The following is a 17,749-nucleotide window of genomic DNA, read 5'->3' on the forward strand; positions in this document are numbered from 1 at the left end:
AGTGCAAGGAGGGTGGACAATGGGCGGGTGAACAGGGGAAACGCGGAAGGTGGCGGCGGCGGAGGCCGGAGCGGGGTGAACCTGCCGGCGCTGCGCGGGCACAACGAGGCCCTGCTGCTGGATCTGCTGCGCGCCGCCGGGGGGCCGGGGCTGGGGCGTGCCGAGCTCGCGGCCCGTACGGGGCTCACCCCGCAGGCCGTCAGCAAGATCACCGCCCGGCTGGCGGCGGAGGGCCTGGTGGCCGAGGCGGGCCGCGACGCCTCGACCGGCGGCAAGCCGCGCACCCGGCTGCGGCTGGTGCCGGGTGCGCGGCACGCGGTGGGCGTGCACGTGGACCGGGACGCCCTGCGGGCCGTGCGGGTCGACCTGGCGGGCGGCACCGTCGCGGAATGGGACGGCCCGCTGGACTTCGGGGCGGGGCCGGAGGCGGTGGTGGACGCGGTGGTACGGGCGGTCGCGCGGGTTTCCGGGGGTGCGTCGTCCGGGGTGCCGCTGCTCGGCGTGGGGGTGGCGGCTCCGGGTCCGCTGGACTGGCGCAGCGGGGTTCTGGGGCGGGTGACGGGGTTCCCGGAGTGGGAGGGGTTTCCGTTGCGGGGGGTGCTGGCGGGGCGGCTGGGGGTGCCGGTGGTGGTGGACAAGGACACCAATGCCGGGGTTGCGGTGGGGGGGATGCGTGGGCCGGGGGGCTTGGGGGGTCCTCAGCGGTCGGTGGGTGTGGGCGGTCCGGGGGGCTTGGGGGGTCCTCAGGGGTCGGTAGGTGTGGAGGGTCCGGAGGGCTTCAGGGGTTCGCAGGGGGCGGTGGGTGTAGAGGGTCTGGTGGGCGTTCGAGGGTCGGAGGGACCAGAGGGGCTGGGAGGTGTGGGGGGCGCTGAGGCCTCGGGGGCCTCGGCGGCGTCAGGGGAATCGGGGGCCTCAGGGGTAGCGGGCGTATCGGGCGTGTCCGGGAGCCCGGGGGTGTCACGGAGCCCGCGGGTCTCGGGGGTCCCGAGGGTCTCCGGGGTTCCGGGGGTCTCCGGGGTCCCTCGGGTCTCCGGGGTGCCTGGGAACCCGGGGGGTTCCGGGGCGTGGGGTGGGTCCGGCGGGGTGGGTTCCGGGTCCTGCGTGTACCTGCACGTCGGGACGGGGCTGGGAGCGGGGCTACGGCTGGACGGCGTGGTCTACCGGGGCACGCGGTCGGGGGCGGGGGAGTTCGGGCACCAGGTGCTGCGGCTGGACGGCCCGCGCTGCCGGTGCGGGGGCCGGGGTTGCCTGGAGGTGCTCTGCCTGGAGGCGGTGGCCCGGGGCGACCTGCCGGAGGCGGCGCGGGTGCTGGGGGAGGGGGCGGCGAACCTGGTCGCGCTGCTGGACGTGGACCAGGTGCTGTTGGGGGGCCGGGTGGTGGAGGCGGCGCCGGAGGTGTTCGTACGGGGGGTGCGCGAGGTGCTGGCGGAGCGTTGCCTGGGCGACGAGCCGGCGGCGGTGGGGCTGGCGCCGGCGGGTGTCGCCGAGGGAGCGGCGGAGCTGGTGCTGGGGGCCTTGTTCGGGCACGGGTGACTGCCCGGCGGGGCTGCGTGGTCCTGGTGGGCCGGGGTAGGGCGGTGCGGGTCGGGCGGTGCCGAGTGGGCTGGTTGGCCTGGGCACGACGCGGACGTCGGGCGGCACCGGGTGGCGGGGCTGAGTGTCCCTGTTGGGCGGTAGGTCGGCGCAGGCCAGGCGGTGCCGGCGGTGCCTGCGGGTGTGCGCGGTGCGGGTCGGGTGGTGCCGGGTAGGCCGGTTGGCCTGGGCCAGGCGCGGAGGTTGGGCGGCGCGGGGTGGCGGGGCTGAGTGGCCCTGTTGGGCGGTAGGGCGGCCTGCAGGAGGGGGCGACGCAGGTCGGGCGGTGCCGAGTGCTGCCGGGTGGGTGTGTGGGGGTGCGGGTCGGGTGGTGCCGGGTGGGCTGGTTGGCCTGAGCAAGACGGGGAGGTTGGGCGGCGCCGGGGTGGCGGGGCTGAACGGTCCCGATGCGAGGTAGGGCGGCGCGCGGCAGCGGTGGGGCGGCGCGGGTCGGGCGGCGCTGGCGGTGCGGGTGGGCTGGTTGGCCTGGGCCAGGCGCGGTGGTCGGGCGGCGCCGGGTGGCTGGGTGGTGCGGGTCGGCCGGGGGCGCGTGGCCCTGGCGGGCGGGTCAGGTGGGCTGGGGGCGGCGTGGGCCGTGCTGCGTCCGGTGGCGGGGCCGGGTGGTTCTGGGCCAGTTGGTGGGGTGCGGGCGGGGCGGGCCCGCTGGCGGGGCTGCGTGGTCCTGGTCCGGCGCGCGGGCTGCACGACGGCGGAAGGTCGCGGTGCGGGCCGGCTGGCGGGGCTGCGTGGGCTGGGTGGCGGGGCCGGGTGGGCTGGTGGCTCGGAGCGGGTTGTGCTGTGTGGTGTGGGTCGGGTGGGGTGGTGGCGTTGGTTTCCTGGCCGGGCTTTCGGCGTTCCTTGCTTGGGTGCCGAGGGGCCGGAGCCCGTCTGGGGGTTCCGGCCCAGGACCATCGGCGGGGGTGGAGTTGGGGCGGGCGGATTCGGTTGGTGGTCGTGTGGCCGGGGGTCATCGGGGCCATCCGGGGGTAAAGCGGGAGGAGTCGGGCGTGGGGGTGGGGTGTGGTTGTGGGGGCGTGGGAAGGTGCGGGCACGGCGGGGTGATTGTCGCCTCGTCCGATCATTACTCCGTCCGGCGAGCAGCGAGGTCTTCCATGCGACTGCGCAACGCCCTTGCCCTCACCGCCCTCCTCCTCACCTTCGCCGCACCCCCCGCCACCGCGGACACCGGCACCGGCGGTGCCCGCCACCCCGCGCCCGCCCCCGCCATGCCCGCACCGGCGCTGCCCTCCCGCGCCCGTGCCACCTGCGGGGACGGCAAGAGCGGCGCCTTCCCCATCGGGGCCCGGATCCGCGGCGGCCCCGTGGTCTACCGGGCCGGCGGCGGCCCGCAGAGCTGGCTGTTGGACCTGACCAACACCACCGCCGGCACCTGCACCGCGATCCACCCCGTCATCGTCTTCACCGACGCCGCCCGGGCCCTGCGCCCCGCCCACCTCCGCATGGAGTTCGAGGCCCCAGGCGGCCCGTACCCCGTCAGCCTGGAGCGCAGCGACCGCGACGAGATCATCGCGGTGTTCGACGGCAAGGACGCCTTCCCCGGCTTCTCCGTGCCGGCGGGCGGCTCCGCCACCGTCAAGGTGCAGCTCGCCTTCGCTCCCGACGCCCCCCTCGGTGAGGTCGTCGCCGACGCCGCCCTCGTGCAGAAGAAGGGGGACGACGGGGAGTGGGTCGGCGAGGCCGGCGGGTACCGGTTCTCGGTGGAGGGCCCCGAGGAACCCGTCACGGCGGGCTCCCTCGCGCACACCGGCCCCCGCGAGTGGGCCTACGGCGCCGGAGCCGTCGCCGCCCTGGCCGTCGGCGGCGGCCTGCTGCTCGGCGCCCGCCGCCTGCGCCGTAACCGCCCGGCGCCTTGAGCGGCCGGCCGTAACCGCCGGTCGCCTTGAGCGGCTCGCCGTGACCGCCTGGCGCCTGGGATGGCTCGCCGTGACCGCCCGGTGCCCTGGGCAGGCCCGTTGTAACCGCCCGGTGCCCTAGGCAGGTCCGTCGTGACCGCCTGGCGCCTTGGGTGGCTCGCCGTAACTGCCCGGTGCCTTGGGCGGTCCGCCGTAACTGCCCGGTGCCCTAGGCAGGTCCGTCGTGACCGCCTGGCGCCTTGGGTGGCTCGCCGTAACTGCCCGGTGCCTTGGGCGGTCCGCCGTGACCGCCCGGTGCCTGGGGCGGCTCGCCGTGACCGCCGGTCGCCTTGGGTGGCTCGCCGTAACTGCCCGGTGCCTTGGGCGGTCCGCCGTAGCCGCCCGGTGCCTTGGGTGGCTCGCCGTGACCGCCCGGTGCCCTGGGCGGCCCGCCGTGACCACCTGTCGCCTTGGGCGGCTCGCCGTGACCGCCTGTTGCCCTGGGCGCCCCGCCGCAACCGCCCGGCAGCCGAACCCGGCCCGACCCCCCTCCCCCCCCGCCCGCGACCCGCCCCGTACACCTCCCGCGCGTACAGTCCGACCGTGGAAGAACAGACCCCGTACCCCGCCCCCCACCGCCCCGGCTCGCCCGTTCGGTCCGGGATTCCCGAGCACGGCCGGATCCCCAAGTACTACGCCGTCAAGGCCCGCATCGCCGAGCTCCTCGACGAGCTCGGCGAAGGCGGGGCGCTGCCCACCGAGCGGGATCTCGCCGAGCGGTACGAGGTGGCCCGCGAGACCGTGCGGCAGGCCCTGCGCGAGCTGCTGCTGGAGGGCCGGCTCCGCCGCTCGGGCCGGGGGACCGTCGTCGCCGGGCCCAAGCTGGAGCAGCCCCTGTCCCTCGCCAGCTACACCGAGGGCGTGCGCCGCCAGGGCCGCCGGCCCGGACGTCACCTCATCGGCCTGGAGCGGTTCCCCTGCCCGCCCGAACTCGCCCCCGGCATCGGCGCCGATGCCGGCGAGCCCGTCTGGCACCTGGAGCGCGTCCTGCTCGCCGACGACGAGCGCGTCGGCCTGGAGAGCACGTACGTCCGGGTCTCCCGCGCCCCCCGCCTCGACGTCGATTTCCAGCCGGACTCCTCCTTCTACGGATACCTCCGCGACAGCCTCGGCATCTCCTTCGGGGACGCCGACGAGAAGCTGGAGACCGTCCTGGCCACCCCCCGCGAGGCCCTGCTCATCGGCACCCCGCCCGCCCTGCCGATGCTGCTCATCCACCGCTTCTCCCGGGACCAGGACGGGCGGCCGCTGGAGCGGGTGCGTTCGCTCTACCGTGGTGACCGGTTCAGCTTCACGACCCGCCTGCGGCCCGAATAGTCCCCGCCGTATCCGAAGATCAGCGGCAAACCGGGCGAACTCACATCACAGAAAGATAACGGGTCTAGTCCAAGCGTCGAGGGCTGTTCACCGACCCGTCGCCCACCCGATCCTCCCGGGTCACGGACCGCCCCGACCGTGGACGGCGTGAGAGTCATAGTCGTCGGAGGCGGCGTGGTCGGCACCATGCACGCCTGGCAAGCAGTCCAACGCGGCCACGAGGTCGTCCAGATCGAGCGCGAGGCCGAGGCCCGCGGGGCCTCGCTGCGCAATTTCGGCCAGATCTGGGTCAGCGGCCGGGCCGGGGGCGAGGAGCTCGACACCGCCCTGCGGGCCCGCGAGCTCTGGGAGCGGATCAGCGCGGAGGTGCCCGGCCTGGGCTTCCGTGCCATCGGCTCCCTCACCCCCGTACGCAACGCCCGTGAGTACGCGGTCGCCGAGGCGGCCGTCGCCCGCCCCGACGCCGCCGCCCGCGGCTACGAACTGGTCACCGCCGCCGAGGCGAGGGCCATCAACCCGGCCCTGCGCGGCGCCTTCGAGGCCGCCCTGTGGTGCGAGCGGGACGCGGCCGTCGAACCGCGCACCGCCCAGCTCCACCTGCGCGAGGCCCTGGCCGCCTCCGGCCGCTACGCCTTCCTGCCCGGCCGCGAGGTCCGCGACCTGGCCGGCCCCGCCGCCGTCCGCGACGACCACGGCGACGTCCACCGCGGCGACGCCGTCGTCCTCGCCACCGGCGCCTGGCTCTCCGGCCTGGTCCGTGAACTCGCCCCCGACCTCCCCGTGCGCCGCGTCCGGCTCCAGATGATGCAGACCGCCCCGCTCGGCGAGCCGCTCACCACCTCCGTCGCGGACGCCGACAGCTTCCGCTACTACCCCGCCTACCAGGGCGAAGCGCTCGACGTCCTCAACGCCGAGCAGGCCCAGAGCCCCGTCGCCGCCGCGCACAAGATGCAGCTGCTGATGGTCCAGCGCCTGGACGGCGGCCTGACCATCGGCGACACCCACGAGTACGAGCACCCCTTCGCGTTCGACACCGTCGAGGACCCCTACGAGCACCTCACCCAGGTCGTCGAGTCCTTCCTCGGCCGCCCGCTGCCCAAGACCAGGCACCGTTGGGCGGGCGTGTACGCGCAGTGCACCGACACCAGCCGCGTCGTCCACCGCCAGCAGGTCGGCGAAGGCGTCTGGCTCGTCACCGGACCGGGCGGCCGGGGCATGACCTGCTCGCCCGCGATCGCCGAAACCACCGCGAACGAACTGGGCTGGTGAGCCGCATGACCGACACGAGCAACACGACCGACACGGCCGGCGCGACCGGAACCCGCACCCCCAAGAAGCTGATCGTCCTCGACATGGCCGGCACCACCGTCGCCGACGGCGGCCTCGTCGAGCGCGCCTTCGAACGCGCCGCCGAACGCCTCGGCGTCGAACCCGGCACCCCCGCCCACGCCGAGAAGCTCCAGTACGTCCGCGACACCATGGGCGAGTCGAAGATCTCCGTCTTCCGCCACCTCTTCCGTACGGAGGAACGCGCCCGGCTCGCCAACTCCGCCTTCGAACAGGCCTACGCGGAACTCGTCGACGCGGGCCTCATCGCCGCGATCCCCGGCGCCCGCGAGACCATCGAGGAGCTCCGCGCCGACGGCCACACCGTCGCCCTCACCACCGGCTTCGCCCGCGTCACCCAGGACGCCATCCTCGACGCCCTCGGCTGGCGCACCCTGGCCGACCTCACCCTCTGCCCCGCCGACGCGGGCGGCCGCGGCCGCCCCTACCCCGACATGGTGCTGGCCGCGTTCCTGCGCACCGGCGCCGTGGCCGACGTACGCGAGACCGTCGTCGCCGGGGACACGGCGTACGACATGCTCAGCGGCCGCCGCGCCGGCGCGGGCGTCGTCGCCGGCGTCCTCACCGGTGCCCACGACCACGCCACCCTCACCGAACACGGCGCCACGCACGTCCTCGGCTCCGTCGCCGAACTCCCCGCCCTCCTCGCCCTCCTCACGGGGTCCTCGTGAGCGGCATCCGCTTCGACGGCGTCTCGGTCGCCTACCACGGCACCACCGTCCTGGACTCCCTCGACCTGACCGTCGAGCCCGGCGAGGTCATGGCCCTCCTCGGCCCCTCCGGCTCCGGCAAGACCACCGCCCTGCGCGCCGTCGCCGGCTTCGTCCGGCCCGCCGCCGGACGGGTGCTGATCGGCGGTCGGGACGTCACCGCCCTCCCGCCGCACAAGCGCGGCATCGGGATGGTCGTCCAGCAGTACGCGCTCTTCCCGCACATGCGGGTCGAGGACAGCGTCGCCTTCGGCCTGCGCGCCCAGAAGACCCCCAAGGCCGAGATCCCGGCCCGGGTCACCGAGGCCCTGGAGATGACGGGGATGGCCGCCTACGCCCGCCGCTACCCCCGTGAGCTCTCCGGCGGACAGCAGCAGCGGGTGGCCATCGCCCGCGCCCTGGCCATCCGCCCCGGCGTCCTCCTGCTCGACGAGCCCCTCTCGGCGCTCGACGCCCAGCTGCGCTCCGGAATGCTGGCCGAACTGGCCCGGCTGCACCGCGAACTCCCCGACGTCTCCGTCCTGTACGTCACCCACGACCAGGTCGAGGCCCTCACCCTGGCCGACCGGATCGCCGTCATGGACCGCGCCCGCCTCCAGGACTGCGGCACCCCGCAGCAGCTGTACCGGGCGCCGCGTACGGAGTTCACCGCGTCCTTCGTCGGCAACGCCAACCTGCTCCCGGTGACGGTCGCCGAAGCCGGCGCGGTCTTCGCGGGCCGCCCGCTGACCCTCGACCGGGGCCCGGCGGCCCCCGGCTCCACCGCCACCCTGTGCGTACGGCCGCACCTGCTGGGGCTCGGCGAGGGCCCCAACGCCCTGCGCGGGACCATCACCGAGGTGCAGTGGCGCGGCTCGACGCACCGGCTGTACGTCGACGTGGGCGGGCACCGCGTCAAGGCCGACCTCCCCGAGCTGCGGGAGACCCCGGCCCTGGGCGACGAGGTCACCCTCCACTTCGAGCCCCGCGACGGGGTGCTCCTGGCGGCGGGGGTCACCGATGCCTGAGCCCGCCCGCCCCCCGACGGCCCCGCCCCGCCCGGCCCCACTGCCCTCGCCCCAGCCCCAGTCCCCCCACCCCTCCACCACCGCACCGACCCCGGCACCCGGCCCCGTACCGCCCCCGCCCGGCACCCGCAAGCCACCCCGGGAAGCGACCCCGCAGGGGAGTCGGCAGGGGACCAGGCTGCCCCGGGCCCTCTGGGCGCTGCCGCCCGTGGCCCTGCTCGGGCTCGTGTTCCTCTACCCCCTCGCCCTCGTCGTCCAGCAGTCCCTCACCCCCGACAACGGCGGCGGCGCCTTCGACGCCTACTCCGCCGTCTTCGCCTCGCACGCCTTCCGCGACGCCCTCGGGACCACCGTCTGGCTGGCCCTCGCCGCCACCGCCGGCTGCCTCCTCCTCGGCTTCACCCTCGCGCTGGTCATCGCCTTCGTCCCCTTCCCCGGAGCCAAGGCCGTCGCCAAGTTCATCGACGTCTTCCTCTCCTTCCCCTCCTTCCTCATCACCCTCGCCCTCCTCTTCATCTACGGCACCGTCGGCATGGCCAACGGGCTCTGGACGGACGCCCTCGGCGGCACCCAAGGCCCGTTCCACTTCCTCACCACCCCCTGGGGCGTCCTCCTCGCAGAGATCACGTACTTCACCCCGTTCGTGATGCGCCCGCTGCTCGCCGCCTTCTCCCAGCTGGACACCGCCCAGCTGGAGGTCGCCGCCGGCCTCGGCGCCCGCCCCGCCCGGATCGTCCGACAGGTGATCCTCCCCGAGGCCCTGCCCGCCCTCGCGGCGGGCGGCAGCCTCGTCCTCGTCATGTGCCTCAACGAGTTCGGGATCGTCCTGTTCACCGGCGCCAAGGGCGTCACGACCCTCCCGATGCTCGTCTACGGCAAGGCGATCCTCGAATCCGACTACCCGGCCGCCTGCGTGGTCGCCGTCGTCAACATCGCGATATCCGTCGGCCTGTTCGGCCTCTACCGGGTGGTGGGCAAGCGTGCTGGTGCATAGCAAGGGCGGCCGCTGGGCGGCCTGGGGCCTGTTCGGGGTCCTCTTCGTCCCCCTCTTCGCCCTGCCCCTCCTCGTGGTCGTGGCCGCCTCCTTCTCCACCCACTGGTCCGGCGCCTTCCCCTCCGGCCCCACCACCGGGAACTACGCCTCCGCCGTCCAGGGCGAATCCCTCCGGGCCCTGACCACCTCCCTGGTCACCGCCCTGGCCGCCAGCCTCCTCGCGCTCACCACCGGCACCTGGGCCGCCCTGGCCGCCGCCGCGCTCGGCAGACGCGGGAAGCGCACCCTGGACGCGCTGTTCATGCTGCCGGTCGCCGTGCCGTCCGTGGTCGTCGGCCTCGCCGTCCTGGTCGCGTTCAGCAAGCCCCCGCTGCTGCTCAACGGCACGAGCACGATCGTGGTCCTGGCGCACACGATTCTTGTCACGGCGTTCGCCCATCAGTCGGTTTCGGCCGCCATAGTGCGTCTCGACCCCGCGTACGAGCAGGCGGCCGCCTCCCTGGGCGCCCGTCCCGCGTACGTGCTGTGGCGGGTCAAGCTCCCCCTCCTGCTGCCGTCCCTCACGGCGGCCGCCGGACTCTGCTTCGCCCTGTCCATGGGCGAGCTGAGCGCCACGATGATGCTCTACCCCCCGGACTGGATGCCCCTCCCGGTCCGGATCTTCACCGCCACCGACCGCGGTTCGCTCTTCGCCGGATCCGCCGTCGCCGTGGTGCTGATGGCCACCACCCTGCTGGTCCTCCTGGCCGTCTCCCGCATCCGCACCCGAGCCTCCTACCGCTGATCCCCCGCCCCGCCCTTCCCCTTCCCCCCGTAAGGAACCCCCGTGCCCAGAGCCCTCCTGCTCCGCACCGCCGCCGCCGTCACCTGCGGCCTCGCCCTCGCCGCCACCCTCACCGCCTGCGGCTCCTCCTCCACCCCCGCCTCCGACGCGAAGGGCGGCGAGAAGGTCGTCACCGTCTACAGCGCCGACGGCCTCAAGAGCGACAAGGGCGACGGCTGGTACGACAAGGTCTTCGCCGACTTCACCAAGAAGACCGGCATCGAGGTCAAGTACGTCGAGGGCGGCTCCGGCGAGATGGTCCAGCGCGCCGTCCGCGAGAAGACCAACACCCAGGCCGACGTACTGATCACCCTGCCGCCCTTCATCCAGCAGGCCGACGGCAAGGGCCTGCTCCAGGCCTACTCCCCGCAGGGCTCCGACGAGGTCAACGGGGCCGACAAGGCCGCCGACGCCAAGTGGACCTCCGTCGTCAACAACTACTTCGGCTTCGTCTACAACAAGAAGGAGCTCGGCTCCGCCCCCAAGACCTGGGAGGAGCTCCTCGACGCCAAGTACAAGGGCAAGCTCCAGTACTCCACCCCCGGCGTCGCCGGCGACGGTACGGCCGTTCTCGTCAAGTCCATGCACGACTTCGGCGGCAAGGACCAGGCCATGGACTACCTCAAGAAGCTCCAGGCCAACAACGTCGGCCCGTCGTCCTCCACCAGCAAGCTCGCGCCGAAGACCGACAAGGGCGAGCTGCTCGTCGCCAACGGCGACGTCCAGATGAACTTCGCCCAGTCCAAGTCCATGCCCAACCTGGGCATCTGGTTCCCCGCCAAGGACGGCGGCAAGCCCACCACCTTCGCCCTCCCGTACGCGGCCGGCCTGGTCGCCAAGGCCCCGCACGCCGAGAACGGCAAGAAGCTCCTCGACCACCTGCTCGGCGAGGACGCCCAGAAGCTGGTCAGCGAGGTCGGCGGCGGCTTCCCGGCCCGTACGGACGTCAAGCCGACCGACGCCAACGCCATCGAGCTCACCAAGCTGATGACCGGCGTCGAGGTCTTCGAGCCGGACTGGGCCGACATCGACAAGAACCTCACGGGCTACGTCGACGCGTGGAAGTCCGCGACCGGCAGCTGAGCCTTCACCTCCCGGTCACCCCCACCGGGAACCGTATCGAACAGATAACGGGTCTGGACCGAGATCCCACCCTCACTTGCTCCTGGAGGAGTACGTGTCCCCTGTCCTGCGCGGACGCACCCTCGCCGTGACCGCCACCGCCACGGCCCTGCTCGCCACCACCCTCGGCCTCACCACCGCCGCCGCCGCCACCCCCACCGACCCGGCCACAGCCACAGCCGCCGCCGAGGCCGCGGCCAAGGCCGCCGCCACCGCGGCCTCCGCCACCACCACCGGCAAGGTCCTCGTCATCGGCCTCGACGGCGTGGTCCTCGACCGCGTCAAGGCCGCCAACGCCCCCCACCTCAAAGGCCTGATGGCCGAAGGCCTCACCGCCCGCAGCACCCTCTACGCCAACCCCATGGCCGCCACCTCCTCCGGCCCCGGCTGGTCCACCATCGCCACCGGCGTATGGCCCGACCAGCACGGCGTGAAGGACAACACCTTCACCGGCAAGAACTACGGCACCCACCCCGACTTCCTCACCCGCGCCGAGAACGCCAAGCCCGCCCTCAACACCTACGCGGCCGCCGACTGGGAGCCCCTCACCTCCACCGACGCCGGCGGCCCGGTCTTCTCCGCCAAGGTCGACAAGCGCCTCTCCCTCAAGGGCGACCGCGACGGCTACGGCACCGAGGACCCGAAGACCGCCACGGCCGCCTCCGCCGAACTGCGCGACGGCAACCCCGACGCCTCCTTCGTCTACTTCGGCCAGGTCGACGGCGCCGGCCACTCCTACGGCGCCGCCAGCCAGCAGTACCTCGACGCCATCGGCCGCGTCGACACCCTCGTCGGACAGCTCCTCACTGCCGTCAAGGCCCGCCCCGCCTACGCCCAGGAGAACTGGAAGGTCCTGGTCACCACCGACCACGGCCACACCGACGCCGGCGGCCACGGCGGCTCCACCCTCCAGGAGCGCGGCACCTTCGTCATCGCCAAGGGCGCCGGGATCCCGGCCGGTTCGGTACGCGACGACGTCAAGCTCGTCGACGTCGCCGCCACCGCCCTCGCCCAGGTCGGCGTCCCCACCACCGGACTGGACGGCGTCCCGCTCGACAGCGCCGACGACGACCCCTTCGACAGCCTGCGCCCCGCCCTCCAGGCCCGCGTGGACGAGACCGGCATCCCGGCCGGGGTGAAGGGCTTCACCCACACCCCGCCCGCCGGCTGGTCCGTGGACAACTCGAAGATGGGTACGGGCGGTGTCACCGAGTGGGCCGGATGGGCCTTCGTCACCGACGAGTTCTGGAGCCAGGCGCAGCGCGACCAGTGGCGCGAGCTGAACGTCCGCTCCCGTGACGTGTTCGCCGTCGCCGACTCCGACGAGTGGGACGACAAGACCCACACCGGCGGCTTCGACTCCACCCTCGTCACCCCCAAGTGGGCGGTCACCGGCGGCTCCACGCGCACCCTGGACTTCCAGACGCACTACCGCCACGAGCCCGGCCAGACCGCCCAGGTCCTCGTCTCGTACAACGGCGGCGCCCCGACCGTGGTGAAGACGTACACCGCCGACGCCGTCGCCCGGGCCGAGTCCCTCCCGCTGCAGATCCCGGCGGGCGCGACCGACGTCCAGGTCCGCTTCCGCTACAGCGGCAACAACAACTGGTTCTGGACCGTCGACAACGTCCGCCTGGGCTAGGCCGTCCGGGCCGTGGACGCCGACGGCGCCCACGGCCCGCGCCCGCTAGGGTGGTGGTACAGACCACAGACCCACAGGTCAGAGGCCACCAGAGCGGAGAGAAGTCAGTGGCGGAGCGCAAGCCGATCGAATCCTGGCTCACCGACATGGACGGGGTCCTCATCCACGAGGGAACCCCCATCCCCGGCGCCGACGCCTTCATCAAGCGGCTCCGCGAGTCCGGCAAGCCCTTCCTGGTCCTCACCAACAACTCCATCTACACCCCGCGCGACCTCCAGGCCCGGCTCAGCCGCATGGGCCTGGACGTGCCCGTGGACAACATCTGGACCTCGGCCCTCGCCACCGCGAAGTTCCTCGACGACCAGCGCCCGGGCGGCACGGCGTACGTCATCGGCGAGGCGGGCCTGACCACCGCCCTGCACGACATCGGCTACGTCCTCACCGACCACGAGCCCGACTACGTCGTCCTCGGCGAGACGCGCACCTACAGCTTCGAGGCCATGACCAAGGCCGTCCGCCTGATCAACGCCGGCGCCCGCTTCATCTGCACCAACCCGGACGAGACCGGCCCCTCCGCCGAGGGCCCGCTCCCGGCCACGGGCGCGGTCGCCGCGCTGATCACCAAGGCGACCGGCAAGAAGCCGTACTTCGCCGGCAAGCCCAACCCGCTGATGATGCGTACGGGCCTCAACGCCATCGGCGCCCACTCCGAGAGCAGCGCGATGATCGGCGACCGGATGGACACCGACGTGCTGGCCGGCCTGGAGGCGGGCATGCAGACCTTCCTCGTACTGACCGGGCTGACCACGGTCGAGGACACCGAGCGGTTCCCCTACCGCCCGACCCGCACGGTGAACTCCATCGCGGACCTCGTCGACCTGGTGTGACCCCCGCGGTGGGCCGGCCGGGGGACCCGGCGCGGTCCCGCGTTAGCGCGTACGGCTGACACGTACGGGCCAAGAGAGCGCCGCTCCGGATGCGGAGCGGCGCGCCGCGCGTGAATCTCCTTGTTGAGGAGGTTCACCATGCGCTGTTCTCTGATCGCTCTCCGTGCCGCGGCGGTGGCCGTGACCCTGGCGGCCTGCACCGCCGTGACCGCCCCCGCCGCCCTCGGATTCGAAGGGGACCGCGGCGGTGTCTCCGTGGAGCCGAACCCGGCGGAACCGGGGGGCCGCGTCAAGATCCGTGTCCGTGCCTGCGAGGGTGACTGGGCGGTGGCCCGCTCCCCCGTCTTCGAATCGGAGGTCCGGCTGCGCAAGGGTCACGAGGACCACCGCACCCTCTTCGGTGAGGCCGAGATCCGCTCGCACGCCGACCCCGGATGGCACGAGGTCCGGGTCAGGTGCGAGGGCCGCGACGACGGCCTGCGCGGCTCCCTGGAGATCCGCCACCGCGACCACCACCGCCCCGACCCCCACCACTCGCCCGTCTGGCCGGTCCACGCGGGCGGCGGGGCCATGGCCGCCCAGGTCGAGGAGACCACCCGGATGGCCTCCGCGGCGAAGAAGACCCACCACGGCGACGGCCCCGGCCTGCCCCAGACCGTGGTCGGTGCCGTCCTGGCCGCCGCCGCCACCCTCGCGGTCGCCGGCCGCGCCCTGACCCTGCGCCGCCGCCGCAACGGCGGATGAGCGGGCCCGCGCCCGCGGTCGGAGGCCGGCTGCTGACCTTCGCCGCCTGGTCGGTGCTGGTGCTGGGCCTGTGGCTGTGGGGCAAGGAGATCACCGGGGTGCCGGCCGGCCCGCTCGCCGGGCGGGCGGGAGGGCCGGCGGGGCCGGGCCTCCCGGCGGCGCGGCCCCCGCTGACCGCGGCGATGCCCGCGCGGGTCGACGTACCGTCCCTGGGGGTGCAGGCGCCGGTGATCGCGCGGGGGCTGGACCGGCAGGGGGCGATCGAGCCGCCGCCGTACGAGCTCCCGGGCACGGTGGGCTGGTGGGGCGCCGGCCCGGCGCCCGGCGCGGCGGGGGCGGCGCTGATGGTGGGGCACGTGGACACCAAGTCCAAGCCGGCCGTGTTCTTCGGCCTGAGCTCGGTCAAGCCGGGGGAGAAGGTCCGCGTGGCGCGGGCGGACGGGACGGTCGCCGAGTTCACCGTCGAGGACGTACGGGTCTACGAGCGCGCGGGCTTCGACCCGCACAAGGCGTACGGCCCCCGGGTCGAGGGCCGCGCCGAACTGCGGCTGGTCACCTGTGGCGGGACCTACGACAAGGCGGCCGGGCAGTACTCGGCGAACGTGGTGGTCTCGGCGTACCTGACGGGCGCGGGCACCAGACCGGGCACCCCGGCCTAGCCCGCTCCCGGCCCCCAAATGAAGAAGCCCCTCGCAGCTTTCACTGCGAGGGGCTTCCTCTGTCTGTGCGCCGCCAGGGACTCGAACCCCGGACCCGCTGATTAAGAGTCAGCTGCTCTAACCAACTGAGCTAGCGGCGCTTGCTGACAGAGAAAACTCTACCCCACTTCCAGAGGTGCTCGTGACCAGCCGCGCCCGCGTTGTCCGATTAACCCATGTTTGAGGGGTTTGTCGTGCACGATATGTCTGGGCCGAGCCGCATCTGACGCTCCGTCGGGTACGCGCCCGGCCGGCCCGGTGACGAGCAGGAGCGATCAGGACCGATCAGGGGAGTGGACGGAACCGCATGACGACGCAGCCTCCGGTGCACGTGCAGATGCCGACGCCGATGCCGATGCCTGTCTTCGAGGAGTACGAGCCCGCCGGCGACTGCGTGTGCCTCGGGTGCGCACAGCGGCGCCGGGCCCTCGTGCGCGGGCGGACCATAGCGCTGCGGGACGGCGGGCTCCCGGCCGTACGCGGGGCCCGGCGGGCCCTGGTGCTGGCGACGGCGGCCGGGGTGGTCCTGGGCGGCGGCGGGCCGGCGGCCGCGCTGGCGGACCACCGGGCCCCGGCGAAGCCCCGTCCGTCCGAACCGCTGCCGGGCCCCTCGGACGGCCGGGACACCCCGGGCAGCCCGCAGGGCGGCCGGGCCCCGCTGCACGGCCGCCCGCCCACCGCCGGGCGCCCCCCGTCCCACGGGCCGGGCCGGCCGGGCGGGCCCTCCCTGGCGCGGCGCATCGACCGGGCCACGATCATCAACCGGGCGAAGCTGTGGCTGGAGGCCCAGGTCCCCTACAGCATGTCCGAGTACTGGACGGACGGATACCGGCAGGACTGCTCGGGGTACGTCTCCATGGCCTGGAACCTCGGGACGAACGAGTGGACCGGCAGCCTCGACACCTTCGCCACGAAGATCACGAAGGACGAGCTGCTGCCGGGGGACATGCTCCTCTTCCACAACCCGGCGGACCCCAACAACGGCTCGCACGTGGTCCTCTTCGGCGGCTGGGTCGACGAGACGCACACCCACTACGTCGCGTACGAGCAGACCCGGCCGAACACGCGCCGGCTGGCGACGCCGTACGGGTACTGGAACAACGGCGCCAAGTACGTCCCGTACCGGTTCAACGGGGTGGCCGGCGGGATCCTTCCGGGCGGCGACTCGGTGCCGCCCGCCCAGCAGCCGGCGGGCACGGTCACCTTCCCCGGCGCGTCCAAGTTCGGCCCCGGCGCCGACAATAAGTACGTCGCCGAGCTCGGCCGGATGCTGATCGACCGGGGCGCCCTGCGGTTCTACCCGCAGGGGCCGAGCACCAAGTGGAGCGAGGCCGACCGGCAGGCGACGGAGGCCTTCCAACTGGCGCAGGGCTGGACGGGCGCCGACGCGGACGGCATCCCCGGCGAGCACACCTGGCGCCTCCTGGTCCAGCGCCAGGGCAACGACATCGTCCCGACGGGCCGCACGACGCCCCCGCCGTCCCGCGGCCCCGCGGGGGCCCCGCCGAGGTCCCGTCCCGGCCCGGCCGGGGTCCCGGCGGCCGCCCGTCCCGGTCCGGCCGGGGTTCCGGCGGCCGCCCGTCCTGGCCCGGCCGGGGTTCCGGCGTACCCCGGTCCTGCGGTCTTCCGCCCCGGGCACGCCCACCCGGCGATCGCCGCGATGGGCCGCCGGCTGCTGCAGAAGGGCTTCGGCAAGTACTACACCTCCGGCCCCGGCCAGACCTGGACCGAGGCCGACCGCCGCAACGTCGAGGCCTTCCAGCGCGCGCAGGGCTGGCGCGGCGCCATGGCCGACGGCTACCCGGGCCCGGAAACCTGGCGCCGGCTGTTCGCATGACGGAGGCAACGATGCACCCCAACCGCACCACACACACCACAGGCACCCTCCACCCCCGCCCCCCGGCCCGGTCCACCCCGCCCGGCACCACGCACGTTGCCTCGCCGGAGCCGGATGGCCCCCCGCCGGAGGCGTACGGCGCGGCCACCGCGTCGGTCGCCCTGCCCGAGGCGTACGGCGCCGGCACCACGCGCACTGCCTCGCCGGAGGCGCACGGCGTCCGCACCGCGCCTGCCGCGCCGCCCGAGGCGCCCGGCGCCCGCACCGCGCATGCTGCCTCGTCCGAGGCGCCCGCCGGCCCGCCGGAGGCGTACGGCGCCCGCACCGCGTCGGTCGCCCTGCCCGGGGCGCCTGGCGCCGGCACCACGCGCACTGCCTCGCCGGAGGCGCCGGCCGCCCCGCCCGAGGGGTACGGCGCGGGCACTACGTCGGTCGTCCTGCCCGAGGCACCCGGCACCGGCACCGCGCACGCTGCCTGGCCGGAGGCGCACGGCACCCCCACCGCGCACTCCGCCCCGCCGGAGGCCCCGGCTACCCCGCCCGAGACATACGGCGCGGGCACTGCGTCGGTCGCCCTGCCCGAGGTGGATGGCACCCGCACCGAGCATGCTGCCTCGCCGGAGGCGCCTGCCGGCCCGCCTGTTGCATACGGCGCTGCCGGCACCGCGTCGGCCGGCCCGCCACAGGCGCCCGGCGCCCATGCTGCCTCGCCCGAGGCGCACGGCGCTGGCACTGCGCCGGTCGCCCGGCCCGAGGCGGATGGCGCCCGCACAGCGCACGTCGCCTCGTCCGAGGCGCCGGCCGGTCAGCCCGAGGTGGATGGCGCCCGCACCGCGCATGCTGCCTCGTCATGGGCGCCGGCCGGTGCGCCCGAGGCGTACGGCGCGGGCACCGCGCACTCAGCCTCGCCCGAGGCGCCTGCCGCCCCGCCGGAGGCGTACGGCGTGGGCACCGTGCCGGGCGGGCCGCCCGAGGCGTGCGGCCGGACCGCCCGGGCGCCCCACGGGTACGCCGACCCGCGGCTGTCGCTGTCGCACGGGACGCGCGCGGCTGCCCCCGCCGCCCAGCACGGGGCACCTGAAGGAACCACCACGGCTCGGGCTGCCGTCCCCCGGCCGGAGGCGAGCGGAGCGGTC

The 17,749-nt window shown here is 74.6% G+C and carries 14 protein-coding genes and 1 tRNA gene; 14 read left to right on the forward strand and 1 reads right to left on the reverse strand.

Going from position 1 to position 17,749, the window contains the following annotated elements; translation table 11 throughout:
* The first annotated feature begins 27 nt into the window (after window positions 1-27).
* From AB0F18_RS15040 to AB0F18_RS15100, 13 genes are all read left to right on the forward strand, one after another.
* Window positions 28-1,533, forward strand: a complete 1,506-nt coding sequence (locus AB0F18_RS15040; RefSeq protein ID WP_362059712.1) for an ROK family transcriptional regulator — start codon at window positions 28-30, stop codon at window positions 1,531-1,533.
* Window positions 1,534-2,684: 1,151 nt separating this feature from the next.
* The gene (locus AB0F18_RS15045) at window positions 2,685-3,446 is read left to right on the forward strand and encodes a hypothetical protein (protein ID WP_362059715.1); all 762 of its coding nucleotides are present in this window, start codon (window positions 2,685-2,687) and stop codon (window positions 3,444-3,446) included.
* 582 nt (window positions 3,447-4,028) lie between these two features.
* On the forward strand, window positions 4,029-4,802 hold the full coding sequence (locus AB0F18_RS15050) for a GntR family transcriptional regulator (RefSeq protein ID WP_362059718.1): 774 nt from the start codon (window positions 4,029-4,031) through the stop codon (window positions 4,800-4,802).
* A 147-nt stretch (window positions 4,803-4,949) separates the two neighbouring features.
* Window positions 4,950-6,071, forward strand: coding sequence for a TIGR03364 family FAD-dependent oxidoreductase (locus tag AB0F18_RS15055; RefSeq protein ID WP_362059721.1), 1,122 nt, complete (start codon window positions 4,950-4,952; stop codon window positions 6,069-6,071).
* 5 nt (window positions 6,072-6,076) lie between these two features.
* On the forward strand, window positions 6,077-6,820 hold the full coding sequence (locus tag AB0F18_RS15060) for a phosphonatase-like hydrolase (RefSeq protein ID WP_362059724.1): 744 nt from the start codon (window positions 6,077-6,079) through the stop codon (window positions 6,818-6,820).
* A complete protein-coding gene (locus tag AB0F18_RS15065) occupies window positions 6,817-7,866 on the forward strand; it encodes an ABC transporter ATP-binding protein (RefSeq protein WP_362059727.1) in 1,050 nt (349 codons plus the stop codon). Before AB0F18_RS15060 ends, AB0F18_RS15065 begins: the two co-directional genes overlap by 4 nt.
* 178 nt (window positions 7,867-8,044) lie before the next feature.
* Window positions 8,045-8,860 (forward strand): 2-aminoethylphosphonate ABC transporter permease subunit, encoded by an 816-nt coding sequence (locus AB0F18_RS15070; RefSeq protein WP_362059803.1) that lies wholly within the window; start codon window positions 8,045-8,047, stop codon window positions 8,858-8,860.
* Window positions 8,847-9,644 carry an ABC transporter permease subunit gene (locus AB0F18_RS15075; protein ID WP_362059730.1) on the forward strand — a complete coding sequence of 266 codons (798 nt, stop codon included), beginning with the start codon at window positions 8,847-8,849 and terminating at the stop codon, window positions 9,642-9,644. Before AB0F18_RS15070 ends, AB0F18_RS15075 begins: the two co-directional genes overlap by 14 nt.
* Window positions 9,645-9,686: 42 nt before the next feature.
* Window positions 9,687-10,766 (forward strand): 2-aminoethylphosphonate ABC transporter substrate-binding protein, encoded by a 1,080-nt coding sequence (locus AB0F18_RS15080; protein ID WP_362059732.1) that lies wholly within the window; start codon window positions 9,687-9,689, stop codon window positions 10,764-10,766.
* A 94-nt stretch (window positions 10,767-10,860) separates the two neighbouring features.
* Complete coding sequence (locus tag AB0F18_RS15085) at window positions 10,861-12,447, forward strand: alkaline phosphatase family protein (protein WP_362059735.1); 1,587 nt, start codon at window positions 10,861-10,863, stop codon at window positions 12,445-12,447.
* 107 nt (window positions 12,448-12,554) lie between these two features.
* Entirely contained in the window at window positions 12,555-13,334 is a 780-nt protein-coding gene (locus AB0F18_RS15090) for an HAD-IIA family hydrolase (RefSeq protein WP_362059738.1), read from the forward strand.
* A gap of 138 nt (window positions 13,335-13,472) precedes the next feature.
* Window positions 13,473-14,078 carry a hypothetical protein gene (locus AB0F18_RS15095; RefSeq protein ID WP_362059741.1) on the forward strand — a complete coding sequence of 202 codons (606 nt, stop codon included), beginning with the start codon at window positions 13,473-13,475 and terminating at the stop codon, window positions 14,076-14,078.
* Complete coding sequence (locus tag AB0F18_RS15100) at window positions 14,075-14,737, forward strand: class F sortase (RefSeq protein ID WP_362059744.1); 663 nt, start codon at window positions 14,075-14,077, stop codon at window positions 14,735-14,737. Before AB0F18_RS15095 ends, AB0F18_RS15100 begins: the two co-directional genes overlap by 4 nt.
* Window positions 14,738-14,803: 66 nt before the next feature.
* Here the strand turns inward: AB0F18_RS15100 and AB0F18_RS15105 are convergent.
* Window positions 14,804-14,877: transfer RNA gene (locus tag AB0F18_RS15105), tRNA-Lys, on the reverse strand.
* 248 nt (window positions 14,878-15,125) lie between these two features.
* On the opposite strand from AB0F18_RS15105, the gene AB0F18_RS15110 reads away from it, so the two are divergent.
* The gene (locus AB0F18_RS15110) at window positions 15,126-16,613 is read left to right on the forward strand and encodes a peptidoglycan-binding protein (protein WP_362059806.1); all 1,488 of its coding nucleotides are present in this window, start codon (window positions 15,126-15,128) and stop codon (window positions 16,611-16,613) included.
* Window positions 16,614-17,749: the final 1,136 nt, after the last annotated feature.

Source organism: Streptomyces sp. NPDC029216 (assembly GCF_040648015.1).
Lineage (GTDB): Bacteria > Actinomycetota > Actinomycetes > Streptomycetales > Streptomycetaceae > Streptomyces.

Coding starts and splice junctions, on each gene's coding strand:
- AB0F18_RS15045 (WP_362059715.1), top strand. CDS start 2,685: ATGCGACTGCGCAACGCCCTTGCCCTCACCGCCCTCCTCCTCACCTTC.
- AB0F18_RS15060 (WP_362059724.1), top strand. CDS start 6,077: ATGACCGACACGAGCAACACGACCGACACGGCCGGCGCGACCGGAACC.
- AB0F18_RS15095 (WP_362059741.1), top strand. CDS start 13,473: ATGCGCTGTTCTCTGATCGCTCTCCGTGCCGCGGCGGTGGCCGTGACC.
- AB0F18_RS15100 (WP_362059744.1), top strand. CDS start 14,075: ATGAGCGGGCCCGCGCCCGCGGTCGGAGGCCGGCTGCTGACCTTCGCC.
- AB0F18_RS15110 (WP_362059806.1), top strand. CDS start 15,126: ATGCCGATGCCTGTCTTCGAGGAGTACGAGCCCGCCGGCGACTGCGTG.